Source organism: Pseudomonas sp. NPDC008258 (assembly GCF_042956345.1).
Classification (GTDB): Bacteria; Pseudomonadota; Gammaproteobacteria; order Pseudomonadales; family Pseudomonadaceae; genus Aquipseudomonas.
In genome coordinates, this window is sequence record NZ_JBIBGE010000047.1 from 1 (window position 1) to 22784 (window position 22784).

General features: G+C 61.8%; 29 protein-coding genes and 2 tRNA genes. 19 read left to right on the forward strand and 12 right to left on the reverse strand.

Annotated elements, in window-relative coordinates; all coding sequences use genetic code 11:
* Window positions 1-143 precede the first annotated feature (143 nt).
* On the reverse strand, window positions 144-983 hold the full coding sequence (galU, locus tag ACFY9W_RS26560; protein ID WP_391137044.1) for a UTP--glucose-1-phosphate uridylyltransferase GalU: 840 nt from the start codon (window positions 981-983) through the stop codon (window positions 144-146).
* A 186-nt stretch (window positions 984-1169) separates the two neighbouring features.
* On the reverse strand, window positions 1170-1529 hold the full coding sequence (locus ACFY9W_RS26565) for a hypothetical protein (protein ID WP_391137047.1): 360 nt from the start codon (window positions 1527-1529) through the stop codon (window positions 1170-1172).
* Between the two features lie 160 nt (window positions 1530-1689).
* On the opposite strand from ACFY9W_RS26565, the gene ACFY9W_RS26570 reads away from it, so the two are divergent.
* The 8 genes from ACFY9W_RS26570 (at window position 1690) to csrA (ending at window position 7567) form a co-directional block, all read left to right on the forward strand.
* Window positions 1690-1992, forward strand: coding sequence for a DUF1883 domain-containing protein (locus tag ACFY9W_RS26570; RefSeq protein ID WP_016487931.1), 303 nt, complete (start codon window positions 1690-1692; stop codon window positions 1990-1992).
* A gap of 7 nt (window positions 1993-1999) precedes the next feature.
* Window positions 2000-2170 (forward strand): hypothetical protein, encoded by a 171-nt coding sequence (locus tag ACFY9W_RS26575; protein ID WP_012051910.1) that lies wholly within the window; start codon window positions 2000-2002, stop codon window positions 2168-2170.
* 51 nt (window positions 2171-2221) lie between these two features.
* Window positions 2222-3298, forward strand: coding sequence for a DUF561 domain-containing protein (locus ACFY9W_RS26580; RefSeq protein ID WP_391137052.1), 1077 nt, complete (start codon window positions 2222-2224; stop codon window positions 3296-3298).
* 206 nt (window positions 3299-3504) lie between these two features.
* On the forward strand, window positions 3505-4263 hold the full coding sequence (gene modA / locus ACFY9W_RS26585; protein ID WP_391137055.1) for a molybdate ABC transporter substrate-binding protein: 759 nt from the start codon (window positions 3505-3507) through the stop codon (window positions 4261-4263).
* Window positions 4263-4943 (forward strand): molybdate ABC transporter permease subunit, encoded by a 681-nt coding sequence (modB, locus tag ACFY9W_RS26590; RefSeq protein WP_016487935.1) that lies wholly within the window; start codon window positions 4263-4265, stop codon window positions 4941-4943. The genes modA and modB overlap by 1 nt, the downstream gene beginning before the upstream one ends.
* Before the next feature lies 1 nt (window position 4944).
* Complete coding sequence (gene modC, locus ACFY9W_RS26595; RefSeq protein ID WP_391137059.1) at window positions 4945-6036, forward strand: molybdenum ABC transporter ATP-binding protein; 1092 nt, start codon at window positions 4945-4947, stop codon at window positions 6034-6036.
* A 57-nt stretch (window positions 6037-6093) separates the two neighbouring features.
* Window positions 6094-7116 carry a DNA topoisomerase IB gene (locus tag ACFY9W_RS26600; RefSeq protein WP_391137062.1) on the forward strand — a complete coding sequence of 341 codons (1023 nt, stop codon included), beginning with the start codon at window positions 6094-6096 and terminating at the stop codon, window positions 7114-7116.
* 253 nt (window positions 7117-7369) lie between these two features.
* Complete coding sequence (gene csrA, locus ACFY9W_RS26605) at window positions 7370-7567, forward strand: carbon storage regulator CsrA (protein WP_004375914.1); 198 nt, start codon at window positions 7370-7372, stop codon at window positions 7565-7567.
* 45 nt (window positions 7568-7612) lie between these two features.
* Here the strand turns inward: csrA and ACFY9W_RS26610 are convergent, their stop codons facing one another.
* From ACFY9W_RS26610 to ACFY9W_RS26625, 4 genes are read right to left on the reverse strand one after another with little or no spacing between them, the layout of a single operon-like run.
* Window positions 7613-7966 (reverse strand): response regulator, encoded by a 354-nt coding sequence (locus ACFY9W_RS26610; RefSeq protein WP_391137065.1) that lies wholly within the window; start codon window positions 7964-7966, stop codon window positions 7613-7615.
* Window positions 7967-7977: 11 nt separating this feature from the next.
* Complete coding sequence (locus tag ACFY9W_RS26615) at window positions 7978-9423, reverse strand: ATPase domain-containing protein (protein ID WP_391137068.1); 1446 nt, start codon at window positions 9421-9423, stop codon at window positions 7978-7980.
* Between the two features lie 18 nt (window positions 9424-9441).
* The gene (locus ACFY9W_RS26620) at window positions 9442-10590 is read right to left on the reverse strand and encodes an ATP-binding protein (RefSeq protein WP_391137071.1); all 1149 of its coding nucleotides are present in this window, start codon (window positions 10588-10590) and stop codon (window positions 9442-9444) included.
* 48 nt (window positions 10591-10638) lie between these two features.
* On the reverse strand, window positions 10639-10914 hold the full coding sequence (locus ACFY9W_RS26625; protein WP_391137074.1) for a hypothetical protein: 276 nt from the start codon (window positions 10912-10914) through the stop codon (window positions 10639-10641).
* A gap of 201 nt (window positions 10915-11115) precedes the next feature.
* Between ACFY9W_RS26625 and ACFY9W_RS26630 the strand changes: the two genes are divergently transcribed.
* Window positions 11116-11200 (forward strand) — tRNA-Leu (locus ACFY9W_RS26630).
* A 104-nt stretch (window positions 11201-11304) separates the two neighbouring features.
* Entirely contained in the window at window positions 11305-11718 is a 414-nt protein-coding gene (locus ACFY9W_RS26635; protein WP_391137077.1) for a DoxX family membrane protein, read from the forward strand.
* A 1-nt stretch (window position 11719) separates the two neighbouring features.
* On the opposite strand, the gene ACFY9W_RS26640 is transcribed toward ACFY9W_RS26635, so the two are convergent.
* Window positions 11720-11917: a hypothetical protein gene (locus ACFY9W_RS26640; protein ID WP_391137080.1), complete on the reverse strand. Its 198-nt coding sequence runs from the start codon at window positions 11915-11917 to the stop codon at window positions 11720-11722.
* Between the two features lie 384 nt (window positions 11918-12301).
* On the opposite strand from ACFY9W_RS26640, the gene adhP reads away from it, so the two are divergent.
* From adhP to ACFY9W_RS26655, 3 genes are all read left to right on the forward strand, one after another.
* Entirely contained in the window at window positions 12302-13312 is a 1011-nt protein-coding gene (adhP, locus tag ACFY9W_RS26645) for an alcohol dehydrogenase AdhP (protein ID WP_019096527.1), read from the forward strand.
* A 265-nt stretch (window positions 13313-13577) separates the two neighbouring features.
* On the forward strand, window positions 13578-13784 hold the full coding sequence (locus ACFY9W_RS26650; RefSeq protein ID WP_391137084.1) for a DUF6434 domain-containing protein: 207 nt from the start codon (window positions 13578-13580) through the stop codon (window positions 13782-13784).
* Between the two features lie 275 nt (window positions 13785-14059).
* Window positions 14060-14296, forward strand: coding sequence for a hypothetical protein (locus tag ACFY9W_RS26655; protein WP_391137087.1), 237 nt, complete (start codon window positions 14060-14062; stop codon window positions 14294-14296).
* Window positions 14297-14375: 79 nt separating this feature from the next.
* Here the strand turns inward: ACFY9W_RS26655 and ACFY9W_RS26660 are convergent.
* Both ACFY9W_RS26660 and sohB read right to left on the reverse strand, forming a co-directional pair.
* Window positions 14376-14449 (reverse strand) — tRNA-Cys (locus ACFY9W_RS26660).
* A gap of 154 nt (window positions 14450-14603) precedes the next feature.
* Complete coding sequence (gene sohB / locus ACFY9W_RS26665; RefSeq protein WP_391137089.1) at window positions 14604-15623, reverse strand: protease SohB; 1020 nt, start codon at window positions 15621-15623, stop codon at window positions 14604-14606.
* Window positions 15624-15820: 197 nt separating this feature from the next.
* Between sohB and ACFY9W_RS26670 the strand changes: the two genes are divergently transcribed.
* The 4 genes from ACFY9W_RS26670 to ACFY9W_RS26685 all read left to right on the forward strand — a co-directional run bounded on the left by ACFY9W_RS26670 (window position 15821) and on the right by ACFY9W_RS26685 (window position 18958).
* A complete protein-coding gene (locus ACFY9W_RS26670) occupies window positions 15821-16531 on the forward strand; it encodes a histidine phosphatase family protein (protein WP_391137091.1) in 711 nt (236 codons plus the stop codon).
* A gap of 56 nt (window positions 16532-16587) precedes the next feature.
* Window positions 16588-16905 carry an SCP2 sterol-binding domain-containing protein gene (locus ACFY9W_RS26675; RefSeq protein ID WP_016487959.1) on the forward strand — a complete coding sequence of 106 codons (318 nt, stop codon included), beginning with the start codon at window positions 16588-16590 and terminating at the stop codon, window positions 16903-16905.
* A 184-nt stretch (window positions 16906-17089) separates the two neighbouring features.
* Window positions 17090-18157 (forward strand): phosphotransferase, encoded by a 1068-nt coding sequence (locus ACFY9W_RS26680; protein ID WP_391137093.1) that lies wholly within the window; start codon window positions 17090-17092, stop codon window positions 18155-18157.
* 33 nt (window positions 18158-18190) lie between these two features.
* Window positions 18191-18958 (forward strand): SDR family oxidoreductase, encoded by a 768-nt coding sequence (locus ACFY9W_RS26685; RefSeq protein WP_016711440.1) that lies wholly within the window; start codon window positions 18191-18193, stop codon window positions 18956-18958.
* Here ACFY9W_RS26685 and ACFY9W_RS26690 read toward each other — a convergent pair whose 3' ends face one another.
* The 3 genes from ACFY9W_RS26690 to ACFY9W_RS26700 form a co-directional block, all read right to left on the reverse strand.
* Window positions 18959-19780 carry a methyltransferase gene (locus ACFY9W_RS26690; RefSeq protein ID WP_391137095.1) on the reverse strand — a complete coding sequence of 274 codons (822 nt, stop codon included), beginning with the start codon at window positions 19778-19780 and terminating at the stop codon, window positions 18959-18961.
* A 325-nt stretch (window positions 19781-20105) separates the two neighbouring features.
* Window positions 20106-20456: a hypothetical protein gene (locus tag ACFY9W_RS26695; RefSeq protein WP_391137097.1), complete on the reverse strand. Its 351-nt coding sequence runs from the start codon at window positions 20454-20456 to the stop codon at window positions 20106-20108.
* A 139-nt stretch (window positions 20457-20595) separates the two neighbouring features.
* Entirely contained in the window at window positions 20596-21756 is a 1161-nt protein-coding gene (locus ACFY9W_RS26700; protein ID WP_391137099.1) for a diguanylate cyclase, read from the reverse strand.
* Between the two features lie 225 nt (window positions 21757-21981).
* Here ACFY9W_RS26700 and ACFY9W_RS26705 point away from each other — a divergent pair, with 225 nt between their 5' ends.
* Window positions 21982-22167 (forward strand): hypothetical protein, encoded by a 186-nt coding sequence (locus ACFY9W_RS26705; RefSeq protein WP_391137102.1) that lies wholly within the window; start codon window positions 21982-21984, stop codon window positions 22165-22167.
* A 73-nt stretch (window positions 22168-22240) separates the two neighbouring features.
* Window positions 22241-22630 carry a glycine zipper domain-containing protein gene (locus ACFY9W_RS26710; RefSeq protein ID WP_391137105.1) on the forward strand — a complete coding sequence of 130 codons (390 nt, stop codon included), beginning with the start codon at window positions 22241-22243 and terminating at the stop codon, window positions 22628-22630.
* Window positions 22631-22784 lie beyond the last annotated feature (154 nt).

The window sequence follows — 22784 nt, forward strand, 5'->3', positions numbered from 1 at the left end:
AGAACGCCGGTTTGTTGATGTGTTTGCTCGCACGAACATCATCCATCAAACCGGCGTTCTTGTTTCTGTCTTTCCCGGGATTCCGTGAAGAACCACAAAAAAGCCACCCCGAAGGGTGGCTCCATGGAACCCGCGCTGGCGTATCAGTACGCCTTGCCGGCCTTGTAGAAGTTCTCGAAGCAGAAGTTGGTCGCCTCGATGTAGCCTTCGGCACCACCGCAGTCGAAACGCTTGCCCTTGAACTTGTAGGCGATCACGTTACCTTCTTCCGCTTGCTTCATCAGCGCGTCGGTGATCTGGATCTCGCCACCCTTGCCCGGTTCGGTCTGTTCGATCTTCTCGAAGATGTCCGGGGTCAGGATGTAACGGCCAATGATGGCCAGGTTCGATGGGGCATCTTCCGGCTTCGGTTTCTCGACCATGGCATCGACACGGAAGATGCCGTCCTTGATCTCTTCGCCTGCGATGACACCGTACTTGTTGGTTTCCTGCGGATCGACTTCCTGGATGGCGACGATCGAGCAGCGGTACTTCTTGTACAACGCAACCATCTGCGCCAGCACACCGTCACCTTCAAGGTTCACGCACAGGTCATCCGCCAGCACCACGGCGAACGGCTCGTCACCGATCAGCGGGCGACCGGTGAGGATGGCGTGGCCCAGGCCTTTCATTTCGGTCTGACGGGTGTACGAGAACGAGCATTCGTCGAGCAGGCGACGGATGCCGACCAGGTATTTTTCCTTGTCGGTGCCCTTGATCTGGTTTTCCAGCTCGTAGCTGATGTCGAAGTGGTCTTCCAGGGCGCGCTTGCCGCGACCGGTCACGATGGAGATTTCGTTCAGACCTGCATCCAATGCTTCTTCAACGCCATACTGGATTAGTGGCTTGTTGACCACCGGCAGCATTTCCTTGGGCATGGCTTTGGTAGCAGGCAGGAAGCGAGTGCCGTAGCCGGCTGCCGGGAACAAGCATTTCTTGATCATAAACGTCCTTACAAAAGGCTAGGCCTGTGGAATTCGGCGCAGTCTAATCAGGCGGCACGCACCTTACAATGCCCCCGATGGCGACCGATGCCATCATAGAGATATCCCAGTGTAGTTAGTTCCGGGGGATCGTAAATATCACGGTCATAAATGACGGGCGGATGACAGGCAGCACGGGGCCTCAGGTCATTTTCCAGAAATGCACTGGGTGGCAGCCGTACGCACATCGCCCAGGCGCAGGGGGAAATTGTTCAACCGCTCATGCAGCTTGATGCTGCTGCCGCTGCCACGCTTGTCGATGTCCACCAGCGCGGCCGGGCCCACGCCCGAACTGATCTTTTGCGGCACGATCAGGCGCAGGCCATCACCGCGCTGTTCTTCGGTCAATGGGTCGCGGGTATCGGCCAGATTCTGCTTGATGCAGTCGGCATATTCACGCGGGCTTTTGCCCGAGATCACATCCAGCGTTTCGTGCGATTGCTCCAGCTCCGAAACACTGACACAGCCCCCCAATGCCAAAGACAACGCCGCCACCATCCATTTCATTTAAAGCACCTCTGCCTTCAAGAGCCATCTTCGACCACAGCCAGGCCGTTTTGCTCCCTGCATTGGCAGATTTATCGGCGCCTGGCCATCAAGCGCGGCAGTGTAACGGCACATCGTGGTATCGTTTGCCTTTGCAGATCCAAACCTTGCGGAGCATCACATGAAATTCGTACACCAGCGCGAGCACCTGAACGAGGACGACATCGTCGTCATCGAATGCTCCCAGCGCTGCAACATCCGCCTGATGAACGACGCCAACTTCCGCAGCTTCAAGAATGGCGGCCGTCACACCTACCATGGCGGCCAGTTCGTTGACTTCCCGGCCAAGATCACGGTACCCAGCACCGGTTTCTGGAACATCACCATCGACACCGTGACCACCCGCCCGATCTCGGTAACGCGCAAGCCAACCTTGAGCCACAAGATCAAGATCATCCGTCGTTCGTCGTCGAAACTCAGATAAGGCCACCATGACCCAGACCATCAAGTACGTCATCAAATACAAGCTCGACGGCCAGCGCCGCTGGGATTTCGCGCTGATGCCCGATGCTTCGCAAGAGCAAGCCCTGGAAGCCCTGCGCAAGATCCACGGCGAAGATGCCGAGAAAATCAGCGACATCCAGGTCAGCAAGGCCCTGTAACACCCATCGCAACCCCCTGTTACACCGCCTACCCCGCGCAAGGAGAACCGCATGAGCCGCTGGCCCGATCGCCGCATCCTCGACCTGCTGGGCATCGGGTTGCCCATTCTCCAGGCGCCCATGGCCGGTGCAACGGGCTCGCCCATGGCCATTGCCGTGGGCCTGGCAGGCGGGCTGGGTGCCCTGCCCTGCGCCATGCTCACCGCTGAGCAAGTGCGCGCCGAGATCGCCGCCTTTCGTGCTGGCTGCCCGGGCCGCCCGCTGAACCTGAACTTCTTCTGCCACCAGCCGCCAGCACCCGATGCCGAGCGCGATGCACGCTGGAAGCAGGCCCTGGCGCCTTATTACAGCGAAACCGGTGCCGATTTCACCGCCCCCACGCCAGTGTCCAACCGTGCGCCGTTCGACGAACAAAGCTGCCAGTTGGTGGAGCAACTGCGCCCGGAGGTGGTGAGCTTCCACTTCGGCCTGCCCCCGGCCGACCTGCTGCAACGGGTGAAGGCCAGCGGTGCCAAGGTGCTGTCCAGCGCCACTACCGTGGAAGAAGCGGTCTGGCTGGAGCGCAATGGCTGTGACGCGATCATCGCCATGGGTTATGAAGCTGGCGGGCATCGCGGCATGTTCCTCAGCGACGACATTACCAGCCAGATCGGTACCTTCGCCCTGGTGCCGCAGGTGGCGGACGCCGTCAGCGTGCCGGTAATTGCCGCAGGCGGTATCGGCGACCACCGCGGCCTCGTGGCGGCACTGGCCCTGGGCGCTTCGGCAGTGCAGATCGGCACGGCTTACCTGTTCTGCCCTGAGGCCAAGGTGTCGCCGGCCCACCGCCACGCGCTGGATAGCGCACCCGCCAGTGATACGGCGTTGACCAACCTGTTTACCGGCCGCCCGGCGCGTGGCATCAACAACCGCATCATGCGCGAGCTTGGGCCGATGAGCGACCTGGCACCGCGCTTCCCGCTGGCGGGTGGGGCGTTGATGCCTTTGCGGGCGATTACCGATCCGCAGGGTAAAAGTGACTTCAGTAACCTGTGGTCGGGGCAGGCATTGCGGCTGGGGCGGCACATGCCGGCTGGGGAGCTGACCCGGGAGATCGCCGAGAAGGCACTGGCCCTGGTGGGCCGCTAGACATCGTCTCAGGCAGGTCCGGCCCTATCGCTGGCAAGCCAGCTCCCACAGGGACCGCGCAACACTTGAAACTTGTGCGGTACCTGTGGGAGCTGGCTTGCCGGCGATAGGGCCGGACCTGCAATTGCTTCAACCAGCCCCTTCCCGGCAAATGGCCTATCGCTATATAGTTCAGGCCATAACGATAACCCCAAGGAGCTGTCTTCATGCGTATCCGCCCGTCCCACCTGGCCTTCACCGCCCTGGCCAGCCTGTTCGCCTTCAACACTGCCTGGGCCGATGAGGTTCAGGTCGCGGTCGCAGCCAACTTCACAGCCCCTATCCAGGCCATCGCCAAGGACTTCGAGAAAGACACCGGCCACAAGCTGGTCGCCGCCTATGGTGCCACCGGGCAGTTCTACGCACAGATCAAGAACGGCGCGCCGTTCGAAGTGTTCCTGGCCGCTGACGACACCACCCCGAAAAAGCTGGAAGAAGAAAAGGAAATCGTCCCTGGCTCGCGCTTTACCTACGCCATCGGCACCCTGGCCCTGTGGTCGGCCAAGGAAGGCTACGTAGATGCCAAGGGCGAAGTACTGAAGAAAAACGAATACAAACACCTGTCCATCGCCAACCCGAAAGCGGCACCTTACGGCCTGGCCGCGACCCAGGTGCTGGACAAACTGAAGCTCACCGACGCCACCAAAGGCAAGATCGTCGAAGGCCAGAACATCACCCAGGCCTTCCAGTTCGTTTCCACCGGCAACGCCGAACTGGGCTTCGTTGCCCTGTCGCAGATCTACAAGGACGGCAAGGTGACCAATGGCTCGGCCTGGATCGTGCCTGCCAACCTGCACGACCCGATCCGCCAGGACGCCGTGATCCTCAACAAAGGCAAGGACAACGCCGCCGCCAAGGCGCTGGTCGAGTACCTGAAAGGCCCGAAAGCCGCAGCGGTGATCAAGTCCTACGGTTATGAACTCTGATGCCACTGGATGCCAGTGACCTGGGTGCAATCTGGCTGACCGTTAAACTGGCCAGCCTGACCACCTTGATCCTGCTGGTTATCGGCACCCCCATCGCCTGGTGGCTGGCGCGCACGCGCTCATGGCTGCGCGGGCCGGTGGGGGCGGTCGTAGCGCTGCCGCTGGTGCTGCCACCGACGGTGATCGGCTTTTACCTGCTGATCGCCCTCGGGCCGCACGGTTGGCTCGGCCAGGCTACCCAGGCATTGGGCCTGGGCAGCGTGGTGTTCAGTTTCACGGGCCTGGTGATCGGTTCTACGGTGTATTCCATGCCGTTCGTGGTGCAGCCACTGCAGAATGCCTTTGGCGCGATTGGCCAGCGCCCGCTGGAGGTTGCCGCCACCCTGCGCGCCAGCCCGTGGGACACCTTCGTCCATGTGGTGCTGCCGCTTGCCCGCCCTGGTTTCGTCACGGCCAGCATTCTCGGTTTCGCCCACACCGTGGGCGAGTTTGGCGTGGTGCTGATGATTGGCGGCAACATCCCCGACAAGACCCGCGTGGTTTCGGTGCAGATCTTCGATCACGTCGAAGCCATGGAGTATTCGCAAGCCCACTGGCTGGCCGGTGCCATGCTGGTGTTCTCTTTCCTGGTGCTGCTCCTGCTGTACGCCGGACGCCGCGGCAAAGCTGGCTGGAGCTGAAATGACCGCATCGATTGTGGCGCGCCTTAACCTGGCGCGCGACGACTTTACCCTGGACGTCGACCTGCACCTGCCCGGGCGCGGCATCAGCGCGCTGTTCGGCCACTCGGGCTCCGGCAAGACCAGCTGCCTGCGCTGCCTGGCCGGGCTGGAGCGGGCTGCCAGCGCCTACATCGAAGTTAACGGTGAAGTCTGGGAAGACAGCGCCCGCGGCTACTTCCAGGCACCGCACCTGCGCCCGGTTGGCTACGTGTTCCAGGAGGCCAGCCTGTTCCCGCACCTGTCGGTGCGCGGCAACCTTGAGTTCGGCTGGCGCCGGGTGGCCGCTGCCGAACGCAAGGTCAGCCTCGACCAGGCCTGCCAGCTACTGGGCATCGGCCACCTGCTGGATCGTCGCCCCGCCACCTTGTCGGGCGGCGAGGCGCAGCGGGTGGGCATTGCCCGTGCCCTGCTCAGCAGCCCGCGCCTGCTGTTGATGGACGAGCCGCTGGCGGCCCTCGACGGGCCGCGCAAGCGCGAGATATTGCCCTACCTGGAACGCCTGCACGACGAACTGGACATTCCGCTGGTGTATGTCAGCCACGCCCAGGATGAAGTGGCGCGGCTGGCCGACCACCTGGTGTTGCTGGAACAGGGCCAGGCGGTGGCCAGCGGCCCGATCGGCGAAACCCTCGCCCGCCTCGACCTGTCATTGGCCCAGGGCGAAGACGCCGGCGTAGTGTTCGAGGGCATGGTGGTGGGGCATGACCCGCACTACGACCTGCTCGACCTGCGCTTACCCGGCAGCGCCGGGCCGCTGTTGCGCATGGCCCACCCGGCGCATGTGATGGGCAGCACCTTGCGGGTCAAGGTGCAGGCCCGGGACGTCAGCCTGGCACTGGCAGCTGACAGCACCTCGAGCATCCTCAACCGCCTGCCCGTGCGGGTACGCGAAAGCCGCCCGGCCGATAACCCGGCCCACGTGCTGGTGAGCCTGGACGCAGGCGGCAACGCCTTGCTCGCCCGCATCACCCGCTTCTCGGCAGACCAGCTTGGCCTGCACCCTGGCCAGGCGCTGTTTGCCCAGATCAAGTCGGTGGCCCTGCTGGGCTGAGCATCCTGCGCACGGGCGTTGTCCATTGATCAGTGACCTGATCGAGGCCTGCCGCCCATGCTCGACTGCCCCCTGCCACGCACCCTGCACTATGTTGACGACAGCCAGCCGGGCCTGACCCGACGACGCTGGCGCGACCGCTTCATCTACCTGGATACCGACGGCCAGCGGGTGCGCGACAGCGAAACCCTGGCGCGCATTGCCGCGCTGGTGATTCCGCCGGCCTACACCCAGGTGTGGATCTGCGCAGATCCACAAGGCCACTTGCAGGCGACCGGCCGCGACGCCCGTGGCCGCAAGCAATACCGCTACCACACGCAATGGCGCGAACTGCGCGACCAGCACAAGTACGGGCGCATGCTGGCCTTCGCCCAGGCCTTGCCCAAACTGCGCGCGCAACTGGAGGCTCACCTGGCACGGCCTGGCCTGGACCGGGAAAAGGTGATGGCACTGGTGGTGAGCCTGCTGGACCACACCCTGATCCGCATTGGCAACCAGCGCTACCTGCGTGACAACCAGTCCTACGGGCTGACCACCTTGCGCAACCGCCACGTGCAAGTCAAAGGCAGCAGCATCCGCTTCCAGTTCCGCGGCAAGCGCGGTGTCGAGCACAACGTCACCCTCACCGACCGGCGCCTGGCCAACCTGCTCAAGCGCTGCATGGAGCTACCAGGCCAGGCGCTGTTCCAGTACCTGGATGAAAAAGGCCAGCGCCACAGCGTCGGCTCCAGCGAGGTCAACCAGTTCCTGCAACAGTTGACCGGTGCCGACTTTACCGCCAAGGACTACCGCACCTGGGCCGGCAGCAGCCTGGCCCTGGACCTGCTCAGGCCCCTGGCCTGGGAGCCAGACACCGAGGCCAAACGCCAGGTAGCAGCCATTGTGCGCCAGGTCGCCGCCCGGTTGGGTAACACGCCTGCGGTGTGCAGGCGCTGCTATATCCACCCGGCGGTACTCGAACATTATGCGTTGGGGCGCCTGGGCAACTTGCCAAAGCGCCGTATACGCAAGGGCCTGGACCCCGAAGAAGTGGCCTTGCTGCTATTTCTTCAAGCACTTGAGGAACAGGACGACCATTAAGCCTGTCTATTCAAGCCATGATGCGAAGAAATTTCCCATTGGCCGCCAAGCCCCCTATCCTTGCCATCGAGCACCTTGGCCGACAAACCCTTGGCGGTTTGCTTCGGCACCTGCAACTGAAGACACGCAACAGAATTTGTCTGTCGGGGAATTACTATCCGCCGAAAGCGTCTTTAATGAGAAGGAAGAGGGACTAGCTCCCACCGCAGCGGCAACTGGCCCGGCGGATTTTTACATCACCAAGGAGAACTACATGCTGATACTCACCCGCAAGGTTGGCGAAAGCATCGTCATCAACGATGACATCAAAGTCACCATTCTGGGCGTCAAAGGGATGCAGGTGAGGATCGGGATCGATGCACCGAAAGATGTTCAGGTTCATCGCGAAGAGATCTTCAAGCGTATCCAGGCTGGCAGCCCGGCCCCGGAAAAGCACGACGACTCGCACTGAGCGACCCGCCTCAAGTCGCACGGACGCGCTTGATCGCCCCACGCCTCAGGTGCCGAGCAGCTCGTGCACCTTGGCGATCATACAGTCCATGTCGAAGGGTTTGTCGAACACGGCAGCGAACAGCTCCGGGCACCCCTGATTAGCTTGCGCGCCACTCATCAGAATGACGGGCAACTCGCTCAAAGCCGGGTCTTCGCGCATCGAACGCACCAGCTCTTCACCGTTGAGCAGGGGCATCATGTAGTCGGTAATCACCAACTGCACACGCTTCTCCTTTAGCGCTTCCAGCGCCTTGTAGCCATTGCTCGCCTTTTCCACCAGATAGCCTTCGTCCTCCAGGGCAAACCCGAGGATATCGGCAATCAGGTATTCGTCATCGACGATCAGGATGGTGTTCATGGGCCGCTCCGTCACCCGCCCCCTTGCGGTACCGGCGTTCCCGACAGCACGCCATAGGCACCTTCGAACGCCTTGCGCAAGGTAATGCCTTGCGGCCCGATCACCAGCTCGTGCAAGGCAGGGTCATGGTGGCTGTCGCGCACCTTGAGGATCGACAGCATGCGCCGCAGATGCGAATCCAGCTCGACGAACCGCATCAACATCAGGTTGTCGACGATGCTCGACAGGTCCGGGGCCGGCGCGCTGATTTCAGAGCCGAAGATATCGCGCATCTCCCAGGTCAGCATCACACTGACATCGCGTGCACGCAGCTCGCCAGCCAAGGCCCGGAAAAACGCATTGAGCCGCGCCGGGTCGACGGCCAGGCGGCTGAACGCTCCAAGGCTGTCGATCAGTACACGTTTGCTGCCCTGCGCCTCGACACGCTCGAGCAGGCGCGCACCCACCTGGTCCAGCAGGCCCTCAGTTGTCGGTTGCCAGCACAACTGCAGGCTGCCGGCCTGCTCCATCGCTGCAAAGTCGTAGCCCAGCGACGCGGCCTTGTTGCGCAGGCGCTCGGGCGTTTCGTAAAAGCCGAAGTGAAGCCCCGGTGCCTGCTCGGTACTGGCGCCAAGAAAAGCCAGCCCCAATGAGGTCTTGCCAATACCCGAAGGCCCGATCAGCAAGGTGACCGACCCCATGGCCAGGCCACCATCGAGCATTTCATCCAGGCTTGGCACGCCACTGCCGATGCGTGCGGGAATAGCGCTGCCCATCTGGCTGGGGTGGCTGAACAACGCCTCCAGGCGCGGGTAGACATGCATGCCGCTTTCATCGATAAGGCATTCATGGCGCCCCGACAACGCGGCACTGCCACGGGTCTTGCGCAGCTGCACATGGCGCACCGCGCGGCTACCCACCAGTTGCTCGCCCAGCTCGATCACGCCATCGACCATGGTGTGCTCCGGGCTGCCCTCGTCCAGCCGTGCACTGGTAAGCAACAGCACCGTGCAGCCAGCAAATGCCGCATGCCCTTGCAACTCGGAGACAAACTTCTTGGTATCCAGCGCCGTTTCCGCACGCACCCGGGCATTGAGCACGCCATCGACGATCAACAGGCTAGCCTGCTGCCGGGCGATTTCCTGGCGCAACAGGCGCACCACGGCATCCAGCCCCTCCTGTTCAAGGGTGTCGAAGGCACTGACGAACTGGATCTGGTCGCCAACCAGCGCAGGGTCGAAGAAGTCCAGGGTACCCAGGTACTGGAACAGCCGCTCATGCGACTCGCTCAGCAAGGTCGCCACCAGCACCCGGCCACCGCTGCGCACGTGGCCGCAGGCCAACTGGTTGGCGAGAATGGTCTTGCCCGCGCCCGGCGGGCCCTGAATGATGTAGGAGGCACCGGCCACCAGGCCACCCTTGAGCAGCGCATCGAGCCCTGCGATACCTGTCACCAGCCGCTTGAGTGCCTGCGCCATGATGATTACCTGTCGAGATTACTGGGGGGGCTTGTCCTGATACGTTGGCAAGTAAAGCTGCATGGAAGTTCCATGGCCGGGCTCGCTATCGACAAAAATGGCACCGCCGCTCTGCCTGGCAAAGCCATAGACCTGGCTTAGCCCCAAGCCAGTACCCTTGCCAAAGGGCTTGGTCGTAAAGAATGGTTCGAAGATGCGCGGCAGTACCTCGGGGGCAATGCCTTCGCCGCTGTCTTGCACCACGAAGCGCACGAAACGGCCGTGCAGCCCTTCCACTTCTCCAGCCAGGTCAACCACCGCGGCGGTCAGGCCTATCCGGCCCTCCCCGGTGATGGCATCGCGGGCATTGAACAGCAGGTTCATCAGCACCATCTGCAACTGCCCTGCATCCACCTCGATCAATGGCAAGTCCGCCTGCAACTGCACTTGAAGTTCAATCGAGCCTGGCAACGCGTGCTCCAGCAGCCCACGGGTAGCGGCAACAAGGTCGGCCGGGGCAACACAGGCCACATCCAGCTGGCGATGGCGGGCAAAGCTAAGCAGTTGCTGGGTCAGTTCGGTGCCCCGCTGCCCGGCATCGAGGATGTGTTGCAGCATGCGCTGGATACGCACCGGGTCCTGGCTGCCCAGTGCCAGGCGCGCCGAGCTGAGAATGATGGTCAGCATGTTGTTGAAGTCGTGCGCCAAGCCGCCGGTCAACTGGCCGAGGGCCTCCAGCTTCTGGGCCTGGAAGAGCTGGGCGCGCACGGCATCCAGTTGCATCGCCGAGTCGCGGCGGTCGGTGATATCCCGGGTCACCTTGGCCAGGCCGATAATCTGGCCTTGGTCATCGCGAATCACGTCCAGCGCCGCCAGGGCCCAGAACATCGTGCCATCCTTGCGCACGCGCCAACCTTCATCCTGCGCCACGCCCTGCTCCAGCGCCTGGCGGAGCAAGCGTTCGGGGCGGCCGTCGGCGCAATCCTGCGGGGTGAAAAAAAGCGAGAAATGCTTGCCGATCACTTCATCGGCGCGGTAACCCTTGATCCGTTGCGCGCCAGCATTCCACGACACCACATGGCCGGAGGGGTCGAGCATATAGATGGCGTAATCCACCACCGACTGAACCAGCTGTTCATAGCGGTGGGCAGGCATGACGGGGTGATCGAGGCAGTCAGCTGAAACCATGCAAACTCCACTGGCACAGCAGGAGGGACGATATGAGCCAGGCGAGGCTCAGCGCTCAGGCTCGATCAACACGGGGCTGATGCGCCGCGGCATGGCCACTTTCAGCAGCCACAAGCCAACCAGCATGATAACCCCACCGCCAGCCAAAGCCAGCAGTCGTTGCGGCTGAGGGTGCCCAGCATCGAAACCCAGCATCAGCAGGTACCCACCCAGGCTGATCAAGCTGAGGAACAGAAACGCCCCCAACACGATCACCTGCGCAAACAGCACCCGCCAGAAAAGCCGTGGGCGCACGACACGCTCACAAGCATCAGACTGAGTCATCGTCGCCTTCCATTGGATCCAATAAAGCAGCAACAGTGGCGTAATGACAGCAACGTGTCAATTACCCGCGCAATCAACCCCTCATGCTGTTGATCATAGGTGCTGTAGTTGACTCAACTATAACAATGGGTTATAAAGCGCCCTTGATTGCAAAGCCCTTCTGCTTAGAAGCGAGCTGGTCGTTGCGACCCCTTCAAGCGTGCGAGTGTGGTGGAATTGGTATACACAGCAGACTTAAAATCTGTCGGCGTGAGCCTTGCGGGTTCGAGTCCCGCCACTCGCACCAAACTTCGTTGAAAAGGCGCCCTTGCGGCGCCTTTTTACTACCTGCCAGCAATGTTTCGCGCAACTGCTAGAGTGGAGCTTGTCCCCGTCCACTGGAACGCCACCATGCGCTACTCCCTGTTCGATGGCCAACGCGACATCATTATCCTGGTTGCCCGCGTGCTGCTGATGATCCTGTTCGTCTTGTCTGGCTGGGCCAAACTGACCGGCTTTGATGGCACGGTTGGCTACATGACGTCACTGGGCGCCCCCGCCCCCACGCTGGCGGCAGCGATTGCCGTAATCATGGAGTTCGTGGTTGCCATCCTGCTGATCCTTGGTTTCTACACACGGCCGCTGGCGTTTCTGTTTGCGCTGTTCGTGCTGGGCACAGCGCTGCTGGGCCACCCGTTCTGGAACATGGTCGACCCCGAGCGCAGCGCCAACATGACCCAGTTCCTGAAAAACCTCAGCATCATGGGCGGCCTGCTGTTGCTTGCCGTGAGTGGCCCAGGGCGCTTCTCGGTAGACGGGCGCTGAGTCAGTCGTCTTCGCAGTCGTCAAACCACGCTGGGTGATCACGCTCCTCGTCGTCGAGGTCATCCAGCGTTTCCTCGTCTTCTTCCACTTCATCCTCGGCGCCCTGGGCATCCGCCTCGTGCTCAACGTCGTCGTAGAGAAATTCATGGTCAAGCAGGTGATCGTGCTCGGGTTCGTGCAGGTCGTCTTCGTCGCGCATGCTGGCTCCTGGGGTAATGGCAGGCCTGTATAGGCTGAACAGGTTCCGAGGTCAATGCGTTGCCAGTTAATCCTGGGTTAACCCACCGGGTGCAGCCTGCAGGCTCTCCCTTCAAACGTGTTTTGCCCGCCCATCACGGCGGGCTTTTTTATGGGACTGCGCACATGACAGCCTCATGACCTGCGCTTCACGAAATGCTGACAAACGGATGGGCACACTGGCCCTGCTCCGTACGTTCTTGCAGCCCGCCGCATTATTGCCGCGGGCTTTTCTTTTTGTGGCGAATTTCTTCAGCCATGACCTGAAGCAGTTTTGCCTGGCGACGCAGGGGCTATGCTAACCCGGCGATAACCCAAGCTCACTCGGATAGACACGGAGGCTCTTATGAAAGCTGCTGTTGTTGCACCAGGCCGTCGCGTGGATGTGGTGGAAAAAACCCTGCGCCCCCTCGAACACGGCGAAGCGCTGCTGAAGATGCAATGCTGCGGTGTTTGCCACACCGACCTGCACGTGAAAAATGGCGACTTCGGCGACAAGACCGGTGTCGTGCTGGGCCATGAAGGTATCGGTGTGGTCCAGGAAGTCGGGCCGGGCGTGACCTCGCTCAAGCCGGGCGACCGCGCCAGCGTTGCATGGTTTTACCAAGGGTGCGGGCATTGCGACTATTGCACCAGCGGCAACGAAACCCTGTGCCGGGAAGTGAAGAATTCCGGGTACACCGTGGACGGTGGCATGGCCGAAGCCTGCATCGTCAAGGCCGACTATTCGGTCAAAGTACCTGACGGCCTGGACTCCGCCGCTGCCAGCAGCGTTACCTGCGCCGGCGTGACCACCTACAAGGCGGTAAAAATCTCCAACATCCGCCCCGGCCAATGGATCGCCATCTACGGCCTCGGCGGGCTGGGCAACCTGGCCCTGCAATACGCCAAGAACGTGTTCAACGCCAAAGTGATCGCCATTGACGTCAACGAAGAGCAACTGCGCTTTGCCAGTGAAATGGGCGCCGACCTGGTGATCAACTCACGCACGGAAGATGCAGCAAAAGTGATCCAGGCCAAGACCGGGGGCGCCCACGCAGCTGTGGTCACCGCCGTTGCCAAAGCCGCCTTCAACTCGGCCGTGGACGCGCTACGCGCAGGCGGCCGCCTGGTTGCCGTCGGGCTGCCGTCAGAGTCCATGGACCTGAACATCCCCCGCCTGGTGCTGGACGGGATCGAAGTGGTTGGCTCGTTGGTGGGCACACGGCAAGACCTGCAAGAGGCCTTCCAGTTTGCCGCTGAAGGCAAAGTAGTGCCCAAGGTAACCCTGCGGCCGATCGAGGACATCAACCAGATCTTCGACGAGATGCTGGAGGGCAAGATCAAGGGCCGCATGGTGATCCAGTTCGAAGGTTGATAGCCTGAGGGCTAATGCCAGTCAGTTAAGACTGCCGGGGCTGCTGCGCAGCCCATCGCAGGCAAGCCAGCTCCCACACCGATTGCACTGAACTCAAGCCAAGCGCCGTACCTGTGGGAGCTGGCTTGCCGGCGATGGGCCGCAACGCGGTCCCAAATTGCTTAACTGACTGGCATCAGCCTGAGGGCCGATCATTTCGAACGATCAAAAGCCCGTGGATTATCATTCACGGGCTTTTGCCCTTTTGATCGCCAAGGAACATACCATGAGCTTCGACTGGCACGCCGGGCCGATTACCCGCACAACACCACTGGACAAGCACTACCGCAACACGCAGAAGGTGCGTCAGTTTCTGCTCAGCGAATGTGGCCAGGCATTCAAGTTCGACCGCGCCTTCATGGCGTGGATCAAGAGCGGCACGCCGTCCACAATGGGCGACGTCGCGGATGAATGGCTACGGATGCATCGGTGAGATTCATTAGCTGATACCTGCACGCATGCCTGCGATGCAGCCGCTTCCTCCAACATCTTGTCCAATGCTTCAACCATGCTGGAATAATCCATTTCCTGACTACCTCGCTGGTGGAATGGGCTTGAGGTCAACTCTAGCTTGCGAACATTTCAATACGTGGTGGGGGGACAGGTGCGTGTTTATCCGCTCCCTGCTGATGACCAGCATACGGGTGGTGCGGTTCAAGAAAAGTGCTCAAGATGCAGCATCGACCCTGTGCGCACGAGGAGATGGGCATGTCTATTCGAAGCTTGGCCAAGCACCTACCGCCAGACCCTTCCAGAAAGGGCTGGGTGATGGGATGGGGCGTTCTGAGAGACAGGCATCCATGGCATTTTGTCGACGTCTATGCCGACCAGAAAACGGCGGAAGCGGAGGCGAAGCGCCGAGGGGAAGGTTACGTCGTGGAGTTCGGCTCGCATCGCCTGGGGTCGCGAGAATTTGTCTGCGGCGTAACCTTGCCTGAAGGCTAGCGCCCAAGCGGAAACGATCAGATTTTCAAGCGCGCAAATAAAAACCCCGCAGACGTTAATCTGCGGGGCTTTCGAATGGTGGAGGCCGAGGTCGGAATCGAACCGGCGTAGACGGATTTGCAATCCGGAGCATAACCACTTTGCTACTCGGCCTCAAAGGTTGGATCTAGCTGCTTGTGCTTTGCTATCTCCTTGAAACGCTGAACCTTTTTCAAAGTTTGCTGCGTTTCGATGGGCGCCATTATGTCTTCATTCTTTTAACCTTGCAACCCCCTGAACGAAAAAAAATTTCAACGGGTTCAAGGTGTTAGCGCAGGCGGCCGAGTTTACTCCACAAACCCACCACGGTGTTCTCCACCGCGCCACTGGCCGCCACGCCGATTCGCTCTTGCAGGCTCTTGCGTTCGGCATAGTGCAGGTGGAACAGGTTGGCGTTGCGTGCGCGCTCGCTGAGGTACTCGTCGCTGGTCTGCAATTCGTCCACCAGTTGGCGGTTGAGTGCTGCCACACCCAGCCACACTTCGCCGGTAGCCACTTCGTCGATGTGCAGCTGCGGGCGGTAGCGGGCAACGAAGTCCTTGAACAGCTGGTGGGTGATGTCCAGGTCTTCCTGGAACTTCTCCCGGCCCTTCTCGGTGTTTTCGCCAAACACGGTCAGGGTGCGCTTGTACTCGCCAGCGGTCAGCACCTCGAAGTCGATATCGTGCTTCTTCAGCAGGCGGTTGACGTTGGGCAACTGCGCCACCACGCCGATCGAACCCAGCACGGCGAACGGCGCGCTGACAATCTTTTCGCCGATGCAGGCCATCATGTAGCCGCCACTGGCAGCCACCTTGTCGATGCACACGGTCAGCGGGATGCCTGCCTGACGAATACGCGCCAGTTGCGACGCCGCCAGGCCATAGCTGTGCACCAGGCCGCCACCGCTTTCCAGGCGCAGCACCACTTCGTCACGCGGGGTGGCGAGTGTCAGCAGCGCGGTGATTTCATTACGCAGGCTTTCGGTGGCAGAGGCTTTGATATCGCCATCAAAGTCCAGTACGAAGACCCGGCCCTTTTCCTCGGCCTTGCCTTTCTTCTGCTTTTTTTCCGCCTTGGCCTGCTGCTTGCGCAACGCCTTGAGCTGGGCCTTGTCGAGCAGGCCAGACTCCAGGCGCTCGCGCAGGTCCTTGTAGAACTCGTTCAGGCGGGTGACCTGCAATTGCCCACCCGGTTTGCGCCGCCCTTTGCCGCGCAACCCGGCGATGGCCGACAGCACCACAAGGATGGCGATGACCAGGGTGGCGGTTTTGGCGAGAAAGCTTGCGTACTCGGCAAGAAACTCCACGTTGACTCCTTGAATACCTGCGCCACTGCGGCGCATAACTGTTGCAAGCATACCGTTGAGCCTGAGGTGCTGCCAGCCGGTGTAAACGCTGGCAACATCTTTCAAACAACCTTTTCAAACGCTTGTATGTTTTTTCGTTGACAGCCCGTGTGCCGCATCCTAACCTCGCAGCAACCTCCAACAGGCCGGAAACTTCAGTGGGCAACCTCTACCTTATCCGACATGGCCAAGCCTCCTTCGGTGCCGACGACTACGACGTCCTCTCGCCCGTGGGCATCCGCCAGAGCCAGGCCCTGGGGGAACACCTCGCCCAGTTGGGGATAAGGCTGGACCGCTGCCTGGCGGGCGACCTGCGCCGCCAGCAGGATACTGCGCGCCTGGCGATGCAAGCCTTGCAAGCCAGTGGCTGCCCGGTGCCGGCTGTTGAGACCGACGCGGCGTTCAATGAGTTCGATGCCGACGGCGTCATCCGCGCTTTGCTGCCCGGCGTGCTGGTGGAAGAACCCGGCGCCCTGCACATCCTGCGCAATGCTGCGCAGCACCGCAGTGAGTTCCAGCGGCTGTTCGCCTTGATGGTGCAGCGCTGGCACGATGGGGAGCATGCCGATGACGGGCTGGAAACCTGGCAAGCCTTCACCGCCCGCGTACAAGGTGGCCTGCAACGCGTACTGGATGCTGCTGGCAGCGGCGACAATATCGCCATATTCACCTCGGGCGGCACCATTGCCGCCCTACTCCACCTGGTTACCCGTATTACCCCCAGCCAGGCGTTCGCGCTGAACTGGCAGATCATCAACACGTCGCTCAGCCAGCTGAAGTTCCGCGGCCGCGACGTGGCACTGGCTTCCTTCAACAGCCAGGCCCATGTGCAACTGTTGAGGGCGCCGGAGCTTGTCACCTACCGATGAGCCCGGTTTGTTGTGTCCCTGCGGGGACGTGTAAATAACTCTATAAGGAATGCGCCATGACCTCCGTAGCTGATGCCGTCAAAAAGATGCAAGAGAAGTTCAACCCATCCGCTGCCGCCGGCCTGGACCTGGTGTTCGGCTTCAACATCACTGACGAAGGCAAGCAATACGCGCTGATCGTCAAAGACGGCACCTGCGACCTGCAGGAAGGCGAGAACCCGGACGCCAACTGCACCCTGGTGATGGACAGCGAAACCCTGAAGGGCATCGTCAGCGGCGAAACCGACGGCATGCAGGCCTTCATGGGCGGCAAGCTGCGCGTTGAAGGCGACATGATGCTGTCGATGAAACTCAGCGAGCTGTTCCCGTCCTGAGCACTGGGAATACCGGATGATCAAAAACCGAAGCCTTGCCGGCTTCGGTTTTTTTTTGCCCTGCATTCGGTGCAGTGATTCACCTGCAACACCCTTACCTATTTGGCACCTGGCACGCTTGTTCCAGCCTCGGCAGGCCATTAGATTAGCCAATAGTCCTTGCGATCGAGAATAAGGAAAACGCATGACGCTCACCGACCAGTCCACCCAGGTACGCCCCGGCGAAGAACTCGACGCGGCCGTCATCGACCCTTACCTCAAGGCCCATATCCCCGGCCTGGCTGGCCTGCCCAGCATCAGCCAGTTCCCTGGCGGCGCCTCCAACCTCACCTACCTGGTCAGCTACCCGAGCCGCGACTTCGTGCTGCGCCGCCCGCCATTCGGGCAAAAGGCCAAGTCGGCCCATGACATGGGCCGCGAGTTCCGTATCCTCAACCAGTTGAACAACGGTTTCCCTTACTGCCCCAAGGCCTATGTGCATTGCACCGACAGCAGCCTGATCGGCGGCGAGTTCTACGTGATGGAGCGGGTCCCGGGCATCATCCTGCGCTCGGATATCCCCGCCGAGCTCAACCTGGACGCCGGCCGCACCGAGGCCCTGTGCAAAAGCTTCATCGACCGCCTGGTCGAACTGCACCAGGTGGACTACAACGCCTGCGGCCTGGCCGACCTGGGCAAGCCGGAAGGCTACGTGCAACGCCAGATCGAGGGCTGGAGCAGCCGCTACGAAAAAGCCCTGACCCCAGATGCCCCGCGCTGGGAACAGGTGATTGCCTGGTTGCACGACAAGATGCCTGCCGACCACCCCAGGCCCGCCATCGTGCACAACGACTACCGCTTCGACAACGTGATCCTCGACGCCGACAACCCCATGCGCATCATCGGGGTACTGGACTGGGAAATGGCCACCTTGGGCGACCCGTTGATGGACCTGGGCAACAGCCTGGCCTACTGGATCGAGGCCGACGACCCGGCACCGGTGCAACTCATGCGTCGCCAGCCAAGCAATGCGCCAGGCATGCTTACCCGTCGCCAGTTCGTCGACTACTACGCCGAGCGTGCGGGTATCCAGCTCGACAACTTCGATTACTACTATTGCTATGGCCTGTTCCGCCTGGCCGGCATCGTCCAGCAGATCTACTACCGCTACTACCACGGCCAGACCCAGGACAAGCGCTTTGCGCAGTTCATCCACATGAACCGCTTGCTGGAGCAGATGACCCTGCAGGTCATTGCCAAGTCCAGCCTGTAAGCCACGACCACGACGGATAACAAGGAAAACAGCATGTCCAAGACCCACCTGTTCGACCTCGACGGCAAGATTGCCTTCGTTTCCGGCGCCAGCCGTGGCATCGGCGAGGCCATCGCCCACCTGCTGGCGCAGCAAGGGGCCCATGTGATCGTTTCCAGCCGCAAGCTCGACGGTTGCCAGCAGGTGGCCGATGCCATCATCGCCGCCGGTGGCAAGGCCACGGCAGTGGCTTGTCACATCGGTGAACTGGAGCAGATCCAACAGGTGTTCGCCGGTATCCGCGAGCAGTTCGGCCGCCTGGACGTGCTAGTCAACAACGCCGCCACCAACCCGCAGTTCTGCAACGTACTGGACACCGACCCGAATGCCTTCCAGAAGACCGTGGACGTGAACATCCGTGGCTACTTCTTCATGTCGGTAGAAGCCGGCAAGCTGATGCGTGAGCACGGTGGCGGCAGCATCATCAACGTGGCATCCATCAACGGTGTGTCCCCCGGCCACTTCCAGGGGATCTATTCGGTAACCAAGGCGGCGGTCATCAACATGACCAAGGTCTTCGCCAAGGAATGCGCCCAGTTTGGCATTCGCTGCAACGCCCTGTTGCCGGGCCTGACCGACACCAAGTTCGCCTCGGCACTGGTGAAGAACGACGCCATCCTCAACGCTGCCTTGCAGCAGATCCCGCTCAAGCGCGTGGCCGACCCCAAGGAAATGGCCGGCGCAGTGCTGTACCTGGCCAGCGATGCGTCCAGTTACACCACCGGCACGGCACTGAATGTCGACGGCGGTTACCTGTCCTGATCAGGCCTTGACCGCGACCAGGGTGTAGCTCAGGGGCAAACGGGCGGGATGTTCGCGCAAGCGATACTCGCCGTCGTTGCCCTTGACCATCTGCCCCGGCAGCGCCTCCCAGGGGATGCTTTGGTGCTCGACCAGTGCCACCAGCTGCAACCCATGGGCAAGCAAGGCCGTAATGACTTCGCCCAGGCCGTGGTTCCATTCGTGGGTTTCGGTGTGGGCAAGGCGCTGATCGGTTTCGACATACGTCTGGTCGTTGTGCCACACCGTCGGCGCTTCGTGCTCGAAGTACGGGTATTCGAGCTGCAGGCGGTCCTGGTGGTCTTCGTTGACGGCCATCAGCATCGGGTGCCCATCGCGCAGGAACAGCCGGCCGCCAGGCTTGAGCAGCGCTGCGACCGTGCGTGCCCACGGCTCGATGCGGGGCAACCAGCACAATGCGCCGATACCGGTGTAGACCAGGTCGAAGGTGCCGGCCGGCAGCACGTTGTCGGCGGCATAGACGTCGGACTCGACATAGTCGATCGGCACCGCACAACGCTCGGCCAATATACGCGCCTCGGCCAGCGAAGCTGCGGAATAGTCCAGGCCGCAGACATTGGCACCCAGGCGCGCCAGCGAGAGGGTATCGGTGCCGATGTGGCACTGTAGGTGGACGGTGTTCAGCCCGTCGATATCGCCAAGCAACGGCAGGTCGAAGCGCACGGTTTCGGAAAGGTGCCCGGGGCGCTGGACCAGAAGTTCGACTTCATAGTCCCTGGAGGCAGCGTGCAGCGGGGCGCGTTCGTCCCAGCTGGCGCGGTTGAGTTGCAGTGAGCGGTCCATGGTGTCGTCCTTGAGGGGTAGAGGCTGATGCTAGCCTTCAGCCGCCCGTCCACGACAGCATTGCCTTGCTAAAAATTGTAAAGCTGGTCTCCACACCTGTGGGAGATCGCCCAGCCCATTGGGCTGCGCTGTCGCGCAGGGAACTGATGCCGGGCGCACCGCATACCCTGTGGGAGCGGGCGCGCCCGCGAAGAACCCTACGCGGTGCATGGCACCGGCTACGCCGGTGTTCGCGGGCACGCCCGCTCCCACAGGGTATGCGCACTCCCACAGGGCATGCCCGCTCCCACAGGGTATGCGCTCTCCTACAGGGTATGCGCCAGTTTTACAGGCAAGTAGCCGCCGCCGCCCGGCGCTGCAACGCCACGCTGTCATTCTTCTGCGCGTAATAGTCGACTCGGGCCCCACCCGCCTGCGGGTAAACGTCTACAAACGCTTCGGCCTCGCGGGTATACACGGTAAACCCGCCCTGCTTGCGCGGCTCCAGGTAGCCACTGGCATCGTCGCCAAACACCTTCTCTTCCTGCCAGCTGAACTGGATGCACTGCGCCACCAGCTCCGGCGCCTTGTGCGAGTCGAGCTGGGCGGTGGGCTTGCCGCCGCGGGCCGTATCCATGGTCGCAGAAGCACAACCGACCAGCATCAGCGCCGCGGCCATCGGCAGAATCGCACGCATGTTCCATCCTCAGGGTAAAAAAAGAACGCGACTCTAGCACCGACGGGTATCGCGAGTGAATTGTCACGCGCATGCCGCTGTCGCAGACAAGACATGCCGCCATAAAGAGCACGGCATGAAACTTCACCGGCGTCCTGATTCAACCCGCCTCGACCATTGCCGCCATGTGCACCGTGTTGCGCCCGGCGGCCTTGGCCTGGTACAGCGCCGCATCAGCCTGGGCCAGCAAGCTGGCAGTGCTGTCCTTGGGCCCAGGCACGCCACACCACAGGCCAACGCTGAAGCGCAACTCGATCTGGTCACCGGCAAAACACGCCGGGCTGCGCGCAATGGCCTCGCGCAGCCCTTGCAGCGCGGCCATTGCCCCGCTGCGGTCAGTGCCGGGCAGCAACAGCAGGAACTCCTCCCCGCCATAACGGCCCAGGCAGTCACCCTGGCGCAGCCGCTGCTGCAACTGGCGCACGCAGTGGCACAACACCTCGTCGCCAGCCAGGTGCCCGTACAGGTCGTTGATGCGCTTGAAATGGTCGATATCGATCATCGCCACAGCCAGGCTGCCATGTTGCTGGCGGGCACGGTCCAGCTCCACGGCAAACCGCTCCAGAACTGCCCTGCGGTTGAGCGTGCCAGTCAGCACATCGTGCAGGGCCAGGTGCTGCAAGCGGGATTCGCTGCGCTCCTTGGCCATCAGCACCAGCCCGAGCGAGTACATCATCACCGTGGCGGTACCGATCGCCACGGAAATGCTCTGCTTGAGGTTGCTGGTGTCATAGCGCATTTCCACCGCCGTGCCACTGGCGACCGCCACCACCCGCATGCCCAGGCCGACCAGGCTGATCAATGCACCGATCTGCAGCAACAGGTGGGCCTTGCCCGGCCGCTCGGCATGGCGCCGCGCCCAGTACAGGATCATCGCGCATTGCAGCATCAACACCAGCGTCGCCAGGAGCATGCGCGGTTCCAGCGTATCGAGCAGCAGCATCAGCCCCACCAGCATGCAGGCAGGGATGACGAAAATGACACGCCAGGGCACCACCTGCTCACGCACCCGGAACAGGCTGGCCGTGTAGAACGCCAGGGCCAGCGACAGCAGGCTGTTGCCCAGGCCATAGCTGAGCCACAGCGGCGCCTGGGCATACACGGTGTAGCAGACGTAGGCCAAGGCATGCACCAGCAGCCCGCAGCCGGTGAGCAGAAGGTTGTCGCGGCGGTTACTGCGCCCTACCAGCAACAAGCAGAAGGCCATGATGGTTGCAACCAGGGCAACGGCGGCGAACAAAGTGGGGGTATGGGCGATCATCGTGATTCACCGTGTGGCAGATTGCCGTCTTGGCTGCGGCTTACCTCACAGTTTAGAGGGGCATTGCCGGATCGACCATGACCGAATGGGACAGAACAGCAACCCACAAGCACGCCGCTCATCGCTGGCCCGACAATTTTTTTGCCCGCCCGGGAAACCAAATGGATCATTCCCAGTCTCAGCAAGTGCCCTGTAAACCATTGCGGATCAAGGACCTATATCGTGATGACCCGCCTTGCAAGCCTTTCGCTGATTGCTGTTGCCCTGCTTACCGCAGGCTGCCACAGCCATCGCTACCATGACGACGATGACGGCTGGCGTGACCGCGACCGCGGCCATCGCCACCACCACCGGCATGACCGCGATGACGACGACGATCGTCAGTACCGCGGTGACCGCTACTACCGCTGAAGCGTCTTTACACCCCTGACCCGCCGCCCGTTGTGCGGCAACTTAACCTGATGATTCCTTTGAGGTTCGTATCATGCGTCTGACTCTGCCTTCCCTTGCCCTCGGCCTGCTGCTGTGCCAGGGCGCTTTCGCCGGTGACGGTACTGCCGCCATTGGTGGTGGCCTGGGTGGTGTCCTGGGTAACGTTGTTGGTCAACAACTTGGCGGCAAGACTGGCGCGGCCATCGGCGCCGGTGTCGGCGGTGCCGCTGGCAGTGCGGTAGGCGCACGCAAAGGCAACCGTACCGAAGCAGCAATCGGCGGTGGCCTGGGCTCGGCGGGCGGTTCGCTGCTGGGCGGCGCGGTGGGCGGCAAGACCGGCTCTACCGTAGGTGCTGGCCTGGGCGGTGCGGCCGGTGGTGCCATCGGTAACCATCTGGGCGACAACAACGGCAGCAAGAAGCACCGCCGTCACCGCCACTGATCAAGTGAAACAAGGGCCGCCTGGCGTAATGCCAGTCAGTTAAGCCATTCGGGGCCGCTTTGCGGCCCTTTTTGTTGCAGCACATCAACACCCCCTTCATCACAAGCCGGCACACTGGCTGCTACTGTCTATCGTGCCCCCGTGTGAAGGAACA

Coding starts and splice junctions, on each gene's coding strand:
- galU (WP_391137044.1), bottom strand. CDS start 983: ATGATCAAGAAATGCTTGTTCCCGGCAGCCGGCTACGGCACTCGCTTC.
- ACFY9W_RS26690 (WP_391137095.1), bottom strand. CDS start 19,780: ATGGACCGCTCACTGCAACTCAACCGCGCCAGCTGGGACGAACGCGCC.
- ACFY9W_RS26610 (WP_391137065.1), bottom strand. CDS start 7,966: ATGAACACCATCCTGATCGTCGATGACGAATACCTGATTGCCGATATC.
- ACFY9W_RS26570 (WP_016487931.1), top strand. CDS start 1,690: ATGAAATTCGTACACCAGCGCGAGCACCTGAACGAGGACGACATCGTC.
- ACFY9W_RS26625 (WP_391137074.1), bottom strand. CDS start 10,914: ATGACTCAGTCTGATGCTTGTGAGCGTGTCGTGCGCCCACGGCTTTTC.
- ACFY9W_RS26565 (WP_391137047.1), bottom strand. CDS start 1,529: ATGAAATGGATGGTGGCGGCGTTGTCTTTGGCATTGGGGGGCTGTGTC.
- ACFY9W_RS26640 (WP_391137080.1), bottom strand. CDS start 11,917: ATGCGCGACGAAGACGACCTGCACGAACCCGAGCACGATCACCTGCTT.
- csrA (WP_004375914.1), top strand. CDS start 7,370: ATGCTGATACTCACCCGCAAGGTTGGCGAAAGCATCGTCATCAACGAT.
- ACFY9W_RS26700 (WP_391137099.1), bottom strand. CDS start 21,756: ATGATCGCCCATACCCCCACTTTGTTCGCCGCCGTTGCCCTGGTTGCA.
- ACFY9W_RS26620 (WP_391137071.1), bottom strand. CDS start 10,590: ATGGTTTCAGCTGACTGCCTCGATCACCCCGTCATGCCTGCCCACCGC.
- ACFY9W_RS26685 (WP_016711440.1), top strand. CDS start 18,191: ATGTCCAAGACCCACCTGTTCGACCTCGACGGCAAGATTGCCTTCGTT.
- ACFY9W_RS26650 (WP_391137084.1), top strand. CDS start 13,578: ATGAGCTTCGACTGGCACGCCGGGCCGATTACCCGCACAACACCACTG.
- ACFY9W_RS26575 (WP_012051910.1), top strand. CDS start 2,000: ATGACCCAGACCATCAAGTACGTCATCAAATACAAGCTCGACGGCCAG.
- ACFY9W_RS26655 (WP_391137087.1), top strand. CDS start 14,060: ATGTCTATTCGAAGCTTGGCCAAGCACCTACCGCCAGACCCTTCCAGA.
- ACFY9W_RS26705 (WP_391137102.1), top strand. CDS start 21,982: ATGACCCGCCTTGCAAGCCTTTCGCTGATTGCTGTTGCCCTGCTTACC.
- ACFY9W_RS26600 (WP_391137062.1), top strand. CDS start 6,094: ATGCTCGACTGCCCCCTGCCACGCACCCTGCACTATGTTGACGACAGC.
- ACFY9W_RS26710 (WP_391137105.1), top strand. CDS start 22,241: ATGCGTCTGACTCTGCCTTCCCTTGCCCTCGGCCTGCTGCTGTGCCAG.
- ACFY9W_RS26635 (WP_391137077.1), top strand. CDS start 11,305: ATGCGCTACTCCCTGTTCGATGGCCAACGCGACATCATTATCCTGGTT.
- modC (WP_391137059.1), top strand. CDS start 4,945: ATGACCGCATCGATTGTGGCGCGCCTTAACCTGGCGCGCGACGACTTT.
- modA (WP_391137055.1), top strand. CDS start 3,505: ATGCGTATCCGCCCGTCCCACCTGGCCTTCACCGCCCTGGCCAGCCTG.
- ACFY9W_RS26675 (WP_016487959.1), top strand. CDS start 16,588: ATGACCTCCGTAGCTGATGCCGTCAAAAAGATGCAAGAGAAGTTCAAC.
- ACFY9W_RS26615 (WP_391137068.1), bottom strand. CDS start 9,423: ATGGCGCAGGCACTCAAGCGGCTGGTGACAGGTATCGCAGGGCTCGAT.
- ACFY9W_RS26680 (WP_391137093.1), top strand. CDS start 17,090: ATGACGCTCACCGACCAGTCCACCCAGGTACGCCCCGGCGAAGAACTC.
- adhP (WP_019096527.1), top strand. CDS start 12,302: ATGAAAGCTGCTGTTGTTGCACCAGGCCGTCGCGTGGATGTGGTGGAA.
- ACFY9W_RS26695 (WP_391137097.1), bottom strand. CDS start 20,456: ATGCGTGCGATTCTGCCGATGGCCGCGGCGCTGATGCTGGTCGGTTGT.
- ACFY9W_RS26580 (WP_391137052.1), top strand. CDS start 2,222: ATGAGCCGCTGGCCCGATCGCCGCATCCTCGACCTGCTGGGCATCGGG.
- modB (WP_016487935.1), top strand. CDS start 4,263: ATGCCACTGGATGCCAGTGACCTGGGTGCAATCTGGCTGACCGTTAAA.